Source organism: candidate division TA06 bacterium, from assembly GCA_016235665.1.
Taxonomy (GTDB): Bacteria; Edwardsbacteria; AC1; order AC1; family EtOH8; genus UBA5202.
Genome location: JACRJI010000001.1, coordinates 130,254 through 140,252, shown reverse-complemented (window position 1 = coordinate 140,252; position 9,999 = coordinate 130,254). Strand labels below are relative to the sequence as shown.

The window sequence follows — 9,999 nt, the reverse complement described above, 5'->3', positions numbered from 1 at the left end:
GCCAGCCAGGGCGGAGGCAATTCGCAGATAGCCTTCGACAGAGACCAGTACGATCCCGACGCTTTCCGCATCGGGATGCAGGTCAGGCCCTGGCCCAGCAATGCTCCGAGCCGCTTGAATTTCAAGCTGGGGATCCAGCTGTACGACAAAGGCGAGCCGTTTGGGGCCATAGCCTGGACCAACCATCTGACAAGGTTGCCCGGAGATCAAAGGCCCGATGGCTGGTCGGCCTGGGCCCACGATGCCGATAGCTACGACCCGGACGGAGCGGGGGTGTATCTGTACGTAGAGCCGGTGTACCAGGCGTACGGGAAATAAACAGGCGGGACAATTCTCTTGCCTCAGATATCATGCGATGCGGCGCCATACAAACTACAATCAACCATCACAATCAAGGAGAGACAATGTCAAAGGTAAAGATCATCGTTCTGGCATTCATGCTCAGCCTGATCTGCTTGGCCACCGCCTATGCAACTCCGGACTGCGTTTGCTGGGGCTATGTATATTACGGTGGCAGCCAGGTGACAAGCTATACCTGTGAATTATATAATTCACCGATCAACGATTTCAAGACGTTCAACACCACCAGTTGGTATCATATGGGATTGTTGACCTGGCCGACGGGCACATATTATTTGTGCGTCAAGGACACATACGGTCACTGGTACCATTACACCATAAGCCATGTTTATGGGAACAATGAACAGGTAACGGCCAATTTGAGCAGCAGCAGCCATCCGAGACATCCAAACGAGCAATAAACTTTAGCTGTACCGGCGCCGCATCGCATTCAGAATCGTATTCTACCCTGAACCTGCTTTTAATATGCAGGTGTTTTCCGCAGTAAATTTACTTCACCCAGCATTAAATACACAGCAGTCAGTAGATGCCATAATGGCTTAAAGGTTATAGCTTATGGCTGCAACCAAACAGAAAACACAAAAAGGGAGCACTACATGCGCAAGACCCCGAAATCAACAGCCGATTTCGCCGGACTGGCGGAGAACCTGATCAAGGGCGGTGAGGGAAACAAGGCCGAGATCGCCAGGTGGGGCCTGACCCCGCCAGCCTTGCGGAAGCTGCTGGACCTGTACAACGATGCGGATTCGCGGCAGGAAAAGGCCAAGGCCGAACTGCACCTGGCCACCGCCGGGTGGCTGGAGGCCAAGAAAAAATTGTCCGGGGAGATCGCCCGGTGGGTGAGCGTGCTGGAGGGGAACTACGGCAAGACCGGGGACAAACTGCAGGAATTTGGCATAGCGCCCAGGATGTACAAGCCAAGGAAGGGGCCGAGAGCCAAGAAGGCGTGACACACCCCTTGTTCCCCTCTTTTTAGAGGGGATTTAGTGTGGTGCAGGGGAGATCTTTCCGGACGGCGGGAAGGTCTCCCCGGGGAAAGAGCAGACCCGCCCGGGTTCCGGGAAGGTTTTCTCATAAGAAAAGAATATCTCCCCGGCGGGCGGGGAGGCCTGCTGGGGACCAGAGAAGACCTTCCCGGGACAAAAGAAGAGCTTCTTGGGGTTAAAGCAGATCTTCCCGGGATAAAAGAAGACCTTCTCGGGACGTGAGAAGGTCTGATCCGGGGGATGGGAGAGTGGATAAGCGGGGTAATTGCAAGGGTTTGGGTGGTTTGGGGCAAGATCGGGGTGTTTGGGGTTGGTTTGGCAGGCAAGGTGGGGGGTAGAGTGGAAAGCTGAAAGCGTAAAGCGTAGAGCTGGCCACACATACGGGAAAGGTGGTAGCACGCCCCGGAAAGCTCGTCGCACACATGGGAAAGCTAGTCAAGAGTCCCGGAAAAGGTTGTGCATATGGCGACGATAATAACAAATAATAAACCTAAACGTAAACAATGAAAGGTATATCAATGGCAAAGCGTAAGAAACATCAAGTACGTAAAGGGCATGGTTCAATGTGCAATATCTGCGGTAAAAATTGCGGCAAAGGTGGGGCACTTAAGACACATATAGAGGGAGCTCATAATGTTGCATATGGTGATTATAATAAGTGCTTTTATTCAAAAGCGAAAAACATTTTAGCTAATAGTTGGGATGATACGGTACTAACTTCTAGTGGTGATACTGTAATTACACATGTATTAGTTAGGCGCTTTGTAGGTGACCCAGGTCCTCGTGGGGTGCCACGAGCTGCAAATGTGAAACGTGATTAATATTTAAATTGACAAGCGTATATTTAAATAGTATATTTATACAAATGCAGCCCGGGCTAGCTTAATATTGGCTTGCCCGGGCTTTTTGTAACCTTAAATCAAACCCCCAACATTGAAAATAATATGCCACTACCAGCATCACTAAAAGTACCTACCGGAAACGGGGTTACTTTACCACAAAACTGTGAACTGTTCTGTTTTCACATACAGCAACTTGAATCTGAAACATGTTTAAATGATTTTATCAACCATATTAATAACTATTTACCGGAATACGTATTTAACAGACAAACTCTATCTGCGCACGAAAAAAGATTAAAGGATGGGCAAACAACAAAAACAACTATTGAAAGAGCAAGAGAGTTTTTACAAAAAACTCAGGCTGAAAGGGCATTTGATTCAGGTGAGTTTGGGGAGTTCCTTTTATATCTATTTGCAACAAAAGTTAAAGGTGCTTTGAAATTAACTTCGAGACTACAAAGTCGTGGTAGTATACACAGTACAATACCTGGGCGTGATAGTACCTATGCATTTAAAGATGAGGATGGGTGTATATATATGCTCGTAGGTGAGGCAAAAACAAAACCGGATTCTAATGATGGCCTTAGAGAGGCACAAAGAGATTTAAATAACTTTTGGGATACAAACGATATTGATTATGAAATACATTTAGCATCTACACATATTAGATCGGAAATGACGGAAAAGAATATAGATTTATACGAGGCCTATTTTATTGACGATAATAAAGCACATGCAGAACTTAAATATAAAAACATTGTTTTTGTTGGTTATAGTCATAAAGCAATAAGTGCTTTAAAGGATAAAAGTATAAATAGCAAGATGCTTTACCAAACCATCAGCAAAGATCTACAAAGGTGTTTCGAGAATCAACGACAGTTAATCAATAAATCCCCATACCCCACTATTTATTGTTTCGTGCCTTTTGAATCTATTGACGATGCTCGTGATTTATTTGCTCAAAGTAACAATTTAGTGATTAAAACATGATTACACAATTAGCAGGTAAGATAACAGAAAGTCAGACTTTTAGAAGTCGGTTTGCTGAAATACAAAGTTATGCATGTAAGTCGAGATTGTCGTTCGATGATGCGACATTAACTAATGATATGATCTGTAAATTATTATTACAAGGTTCAGTACTGGCGTTGAGTGATAATTTATATCATCGTAACCTAGCACAAAAAATTAATGCGTTAATATTTGAGATGAAAGCAAGCGATGAAGGAATAAATTATGCAGTACAGATACTATCTTCGCGGCTTGGTAATTATCCAGTTGTAGATGCCTCCTCTATGGTATTTGGCAATGAAAATTTGACAAAAATGATAAAAGCTGGATCTGATGGGTTAAAGTCAATTGATCCTGAAATAATCGGTAATATAGTTGAGGAAGAAGAAAGATCACTTTTGCAGATAGGTGATAATAATTACCATTTCAACATCTATCAAAAAGAAATATTAAATGCATTGTCGGAAAAAGCAATAGTTAGTTTTTCAGCTCCAACATCTTTTGGTAAATCATTTATTGTAAGACACCATATTGCACGTCAATTCTATAATGGTTATTTAAAACATGCGCTAATTATTGTGCCAACAAAATCATTGATAGATGACTTTTACGAAGGTATATTAAGCCTAAAAAAATCGCTCAATATTGATTGTGATATATATACGCACAGTAGATCCATACCAAATATTGATATAAATAGTATTTACATTCTCACCCAAGAAAGGTTGTTGTTTCTTTTAGAGAAAAACCCAGAATATGTAAAAGCGTTTCAACTCGTTTATATTGATGAGGCTCATTATATCTCACGTGGTTATAGGGGTTTTATATTGCGTAACGTATTAAGAAAAGTTATTGAATTATGTGGTGTGAAAAATCATAATGGGAATACGCAATATATATTTACGTCACCATTAATTAAAAATCCGCAATATTTTAAAAATGTATTTTTCACCGAATTGGGGGATACGCAATGCTATCACAAGGAAGTACTATATTCACCTGTAGAGAAAAACATACATCTTGTAGCAAAAGAGGAGCGATCTTTTAGATATTATCTTTTAAAAGATACACCGGGGAATGAAATATATGATAAACGTATCGAAGAAATAGGTGCGCATGAGTTTGAGGTGGCACCTAATATGTTAGTTGGTAAAGATAACCAAGAAGTCATACGTAATGTTAATATTGTTATTCAATCAAATCTTGCCATGGGGACGATTCTTTACACTACAAACCCATTGCTAGCCCATACATATGCAAATATACTTGCAGAAAAACTTTCTCCCACAAATAAAATTGATAGCCAAGAAAAAAATGATATCAAAAGATATATAAAAGATAATTACGACGAGTGTTTTGGATTGATAGAATTAATAGAAAAAGGAATTGGCTTGCATTATGGTCCAATGCCAATTGGTTTACGACGTTTGATGGTCAAACTCTTCGAAGACTCAGTTATCAATTATTTAATTTGTACCTCTACTTTACTTGAAGGTGTAAACCTGCCTGCAAAAAATATATTTATATTTTCCGAGAAGAATGTGAATAACCAGAAACATGAAGTTCTATCGTTTTGGAACCTTATAGGACGAGCAGGACGTATTACGTATGGTCTCTCAGGTGATGTATTTTGTATTGCTGACAATACAGAAAAATATAAAGAGATTATTGAAAACAAAGATGTAGAAATAAAAGACCCAGAGGCACATGTGGCAGATGGAAAAACTAAACAAAACTATGTTATTGATTCTTTCATAACAAGTGGTAAAGAATATGCTTACATAAATTCAAAGAATAGGAACGACATTGAATACCTCATTTATGAACTGTTGACAACGAAACGCATTAATAATATTGTCGATCGCTTTAATATGCCAGAAACGAAAAGAGAAGAACTTATTAAAGCTATAAATCAGTATAAAGAAATATTTACAATACCTGTAGATTTATTGCGAAAAAATGCAGGTATTGATCCACGTTCTCAAAATGAATTGTTTATTTACCTAAATAATATCTCCATTATACAACTGCGTAGTATATTAGATATTACTGTAAATCCATTAACAATAGATGGTGTTGCCCTGCGCCAATTATTAGAACGAACAGCAAGGTATTTGAAATGGCCGGTTGAAAATAGGCGCTACGATGTTATAAGTAGCATATCTAACCGTATTATACAGTGGATGCATGAGTTATCAATTTCACATTTTATACAATTACGACTACGTCATCATATTGACAATGATTATCTTTCTAAAGTAGATATAGCGCTTAGAACTGTTTCTGATCTCGAGAAAGAAATATCTTTCAATGCTCCCAAATACATAAACTGTTTTTACGATATTTGTCTATACATTGCAAAAAATAAAAACATGACGGAAGTTAGTGATTATGTGGATCGTGTAGAATCATTCTTGTTTGCAATGGAATCTGGTATAACATCAAACGTTGGGCGTTTTTTATATGAAAAGGGTGTATCACGCCCAATAGCTATACGGGCTAGCAATCTTGTCGCTAGGATTGCGGAGGGACACATAGATCATAATTATTTCAAACGCCAAGAAGTATTAGCAAGGTTAAAAGCTGAGCTGTCTTCAATTGCATTTAATGAGTTAATTGAACATCTGAATTATTAAGCATATTATTATTTGGAAAATAGTTAAAGCCCGGTCATTACTGACCGGGCTGCTTGCTTGTAGGACCCAACACTTCGTATGTCAAACCTGGGGTATTCCTCAGTGCAGGCCCCTACCTTTCCTAACCCGGGAAGGGCCTGTATACAGTCCCTCCCCTTGGATGGTTTTGGCGGGTTGCAGGCAGTCGACTATTTTCTATGGGCCCTTCAAAGGATGTACGAGCGAAGGGAGGAAAGGTATCTTCAATATATCTGGCCCAAAGTTCACCTGGTCCATGACATTGATGATACTCGTTTGGCAGAATATGGCGTTTATTACACACAAAAAAAGCCGCTAGCATTAGCGGCAATAAAAAAAGTTCAGGAGATATAGGAACATCCGGATATAACCGGGCATTCACACGGCATGAAGCCGACTTTCGTCTCCTGAACGGTATTATACTAACAAATTTCTTTGGTCTTTGTCAAGCAAAAAATAAAATATTTTACCAACCAAGGTAGAAGACACAAAACCCGTTCATTTCTGACCGGGTTTTGTGCTGTTTGTTCGGTCAAACCTCATGGTTTTCCAAACTCTTCAACCCCATCACTTCGATAAGCAATAATACATGCCCGTCTCAGTGCGGCGCCTCAAAGGCAATCACCATTATTTTATTCTATACCTCATGTCTTTCAAGTTCCTTTAAACCCATCTTCAAAGGTATGTATATCACAAACCCCGATATCACCACGAAAAGCATCATCGCCGCCGCCAGTGCCCCGCCGTAACTGATCTTCTGCCGCCATTGCCCGGCGGCATACAGGTAGGCCGGCCAGGCCAGCACCACCACCGACAGTCCCACGTAACCCAGCCCGGCCAAGGCGGCCAATAATCCCCCCAGCCCCGAGGCGATCCGGCTGGGGTTTCGTTCCTTAAAGTCCGGGAAGATGGCCCCCAGGCCCAGCACCAGGCTGGTAATGGCCAGGCACATCAGGCCCAGGGAAAAATGGCTCAACAGCCGCATCTGGGGCAGGGTCTTTAAAATATTGTTAGACAGCAAACTCAAGGTCTCGGTCAGCACCAGCGCCACCGCCAGGTTCAGGGTAGATTTCTCCATCAACAGTCTTTTGGCCGAGACCGGGGCCGAGCGCATCAGCCACATCATGGGGCCCTCCAGACTGATCACAGGGAACACGAATCTTACCGACAGGGTGGCCAGAATGTACCCGGCAAAGGCGAAGTTCAAAAAGGCTATGGCCACCTTCCAGACCGAGAAGGTGAACAGCAGGGGATAGGTCCTTAGGCCTCCCAAGTAGATCACCAAAAGCGATAGGAAGATCAGTCCCTGGGCCCACTGGCCGGGGTCGCGCATGAAGAGCAAAGCGTCCTTGGCGGCTATGGGCAGGCGGTCGGCCAGTTTGGCGGTCAGCCAAAAACTTTTCCTAAAACCCAGGTCCGGGGAACTGCCCACCCGACCGGTCAGGGCATTATAGTAGATCTTTCCCGCCAGCCAGAAACACAGGCCCCCCCAGAAGGCGGCGGTGATCAGAAGCAGCCAGGCCATCTTAAGCGCCTCCCCAAAACTTCCGGGCAGGGGGGCCAGCACCAGCCGGGCCAGCCAGGTGCCGGGCAGAAGCGGCGAGCCCGCCAGGGCCAGCTGGGACAGGTAGCGCTCCAGCTCGGGCATGGTGTCGATCTGGGCGATCACCATCCCCTTGGGCTGGCCGAACAAAAAGAAGGCCCAGGCCGCCAGGGCCAAAAACAGCAGCAGGAATCCCAGCAACTGGCGCAGTCCCATTTTGGGAAAGAGCTTTATCAGCACCAGGAAAGAGGCCACCGCCAGAAAGGCCGGCAGGGTGGTGAAGACCAGCAGGGCGATCAGATAGAACCCCAGGGCCAAGAGGCTTTGGTGCCGGGCCGCGGTCAGCGCCGCCAGCAGGGGCAGGCCCATTATCAAAGTGGCCCAGGTGCTGAAGGAAAAGTTCTGCAGAAAGCGGTAGCTGAACAGTTTTGAGGGCTCCATGGGGGTGGCCAGCAGGTAGTCCACCTCCGGGGAATAGTAGAGGGTGGAGAGCGAGGTGATCAGGTTGCTTAAAAACAGCATCAGAAAGAAGGTCAGAAAGGCGGTGGACATCAGCCGGAACAGCAGGGGTTTTCCGATCTCCTCCAAAGCCAGCAGGTAGGCGAAGATCTTATAGAACAAAAAATACCCGCCCACCAAAAAGACCGTGACGGCGAACAGGTAGGACGAAAGCTGCAGCAGGCGGCCCCGGCGGGGGGCGAAGATCTGCGAAGCCGAAGCTTTGAACAGGGTGGATATGAGATAAAGCGATAAGTGCATTTTACTAAAATCAAAAATCAAAGATAAAAAATCAAATACTATCTGGTAGCCGGTAGTCAGTATCCAGTATACAGTATTCAGTAAACCAGCCAGGTAAGTACTGAATAGTGGCTACGGAATAGAGCCCAGCATAAAGCATATAGCTTATAGCTTAGAGCTTAGAGCCTCTCGAACTCACTGTGCGACAGGGCCAAAATGTTGTCGATGGGGAACAGCCAGCGGACGTCCAGCAGTTTCCGCTGGATCAGGGCCAGCCGGGGGGCGGGGGGCAGGTCCATGACGGCCGAGACCACCTTCCCGATATATTTTTCCCGGCCTCCGCGGCTGTAGACGCTGAAGACCTTCTCCGAGGCCTGCTCGGCCTCCTCGATGGCCATGGCGTCTTCGGGCGATAATTTTGGCGGGGGCAAAAGCCGCACCGCTTTAAGGCTGACGAAGGCCTGGGCCGTCTGGGCGGGTTTGGCGGAGAAGGGCGACAGGCCCTCCACCACGTCAAGAAATCCGGAGGGGATGACGAACATCTTTTCGTCCTTCAGCAGTTTCTCCGCTTTTTGGGCCAGGCCCTCCAATTTGATGTGGTGCCAGCGCAAAATTTTGCCGGCCTCCCCGGTGCCGCCCAACAGCTCCAGCAATTCCGGAGGCATGGCCATGATGAAGGCCAGGGTCCGCAGTTCCTCGTCCCGGATCTGGGGCATGAAGGACAGGCTTTGGATCTGCCGCTGATGCAGGTAAAGCGAGAACTGGGGCAGGATCTGGCTTTCGTCGTGGATCGGCCAGCCGTTGACCAGGGTCTGCTCGATCTGCGAAGAGAAGGTCAGGCTGCTGTTCTCCATAGGCAGGTTGCCCAGCAGGTGGGAGAACCCGTCCAGGTTGGCCAGGATCTGGGGGTGGTTAAAGGGATAGCGGGTGATGTTCTTTATCAGCAGGCCGAATTGTTTCATCAGCAGGGAGATGGTCTTGACCTGGAAGGCGGGATCAAACAACTGGGACGCCTGGGGGGCGGCCGGCAGCCCGGCGGCCTTTTCGGCCAGGCCCAGTTCCAGCAGTTCGCTCAGGGTCTGGCAGGTCAGGAATTTGCCCATTCCGCTCAAGGATATCAGATTGGCCGCCGACAGGGAACGCTGCCCCAAAAACTCCAGCAGTTTTTCCTGCTCCGGGGTCAGTTCCGGCGGCCGGGGCTTGGTGCCGGCCTTGACGATGGTCTCCAGGGAGGGGATATCCTTCTTGATCCTCAGCCATTCGTCCAGCCGCCGCATACCCTCCAGCAGAAAACCGTCCACCGCCAGCCGCACCGGGTATTTGGCCTGGGTGTACAGCCTGGCCTTGACGTCGAAGACGTAGTGCCCCTCCACCCAGGTGAAGATCTCGTCCATGATCTCCTGGATCTTGAAGCGGATCACCTCCTCAAAATCGTCCTGGGACAAAAAGCCGCGCTCGATCAGGATCTCCTCCAGCGGGACCTTCAGGGCCTTCTGCTGGGCCTCGGCCTCCATGAACCCGGCCTCGCTCACCAGTCCGGTCTTGAACAGGTATTCGGAGATGTGTTCCTGCTTGCCCAGCTTCTTGTAGAAGCCCCCGGTGATGTAGCCCTGGTCCAGGTCAAAGGCGGCCTCGTCCTGTCCCTGCTTCAGGGTTAGGACGCCGTTCTTGCGCTGGCTGGAGATCAGCTGAAGTATCTCGGGGATGCTGAAATCGGAAAGATTGCCTTCAAGTGCCATCTTATAACTCGATGCTGTTAACTTTTAACTAGTCAGTATACACTATCCAGTATTCAGTAGCCCGTAGCCACTATTCACTATGTGAGTTTACTGGATACTGTCTACTGTTTAGTGACTACGGGTAAT

General features: G+C 46.5%; 8 protein-coding genes. 6 read left to right on the top strand and 2 right to left on the bottom strand.

Annotated features, from left to right (window positions below; genetic code table 11):
- The 6 genes from HZA73_00640 to HZA73_00615 all read left to right on the top strand — a co-directional run.
- A partial coding sequence (locus HZA73_00640; GenBank protein ID MBI5804531.1) for a hypothetical protein occupies positions 1 to 318 on the top strand: 318 nt, incomplete at its 5' end.
- Between the two features lie 86 nt (positions 319 to 404).
- Positions 405 to 761: a hypothetical protein gene (locus tag HZA73_00635; protein ID MBI5804530.1), complete on the top strand. Its 357-nt coding sequence runs from the start codon at positions 405 to 407 to the stop codon at positions 759 to 761.
- A gap of 195 nt (positions 762 to 956) precedes the next feature.
- Positions 957 to 1,310, top strand: a complete 354-nt coding sequence (locus HZA73_00630) for a hypothetical protein (protein ID MBI5804529.1) — start codon at positions 957 to 959, stop codon at positions 1,308 to 1,310.
- A gap of 554 nt (positions 1,311 to 1,864) precedes the next feature.
- On the top strand, positions 1,865 to 2,167 hold the full coding sequence (locus HZA73_00625; protein ID MBI5804528.1) for a hypothetical protein: 303 nt from the start codon (positions 1,865 to 1,867) through the stop codon (positions 2,165 to 2,167).
- Positions 2,168 to 2,290: 123 nt separating this feature from the next.
- The gene (locus HZA73_00620; GenBank protein ID MBI5804527.1) at positions 2,291 to 3,178 is read left to right on the top strand and encodes a DUF1837 domain-containing protein; all 888 of its coding nucleotides are present in this window, start codon (positions 2,291 to 2,293) and stop codon (positions 3,176 to 3,178) included.
- A complete protein-coding gene (locus HZA73_00615; protein MBI5804526.1) occupies positions 3,175 to 5,835 on the top strand; it encodes a DEAD/DEAH box helicase in 2,661 nt (886 codons plus the stop codon). Before HZA73_00620 ends, HZA73_00615 begins: the two co-directional genes overlap by 4 nt.
- A 655-nt stretch (positions 5,836 to 6,490) precedes the next feature.
- On the opposite strand, the gene HZA73_00610 is transcribed toward HZA73_00615, so the two are convergent.
- Entirely contained in the window at positions 6,491 to 8,155 is a 1,665-nt protein-coding gene (locus tag HZA73_00610; GenBank protein ID MBI5804525.1) for a hypothetical protein, read from the bottom strand.
- Between the two features lie 158 nt (positions 8,156 to 8,313).
- A complete protein-coding gene (locus HZA73_00605) occupies positions 8,314 to 9,873 on the bottom strand; it encodes a DUF4388 domain-containing protein (GenBank protein ID MBI5804524.1) in 1,560 nt (519 codons plus the stop codon).
- Between the last annotated feature and the right edge of the window lie 126 nt (positions 9,874 to 9,999).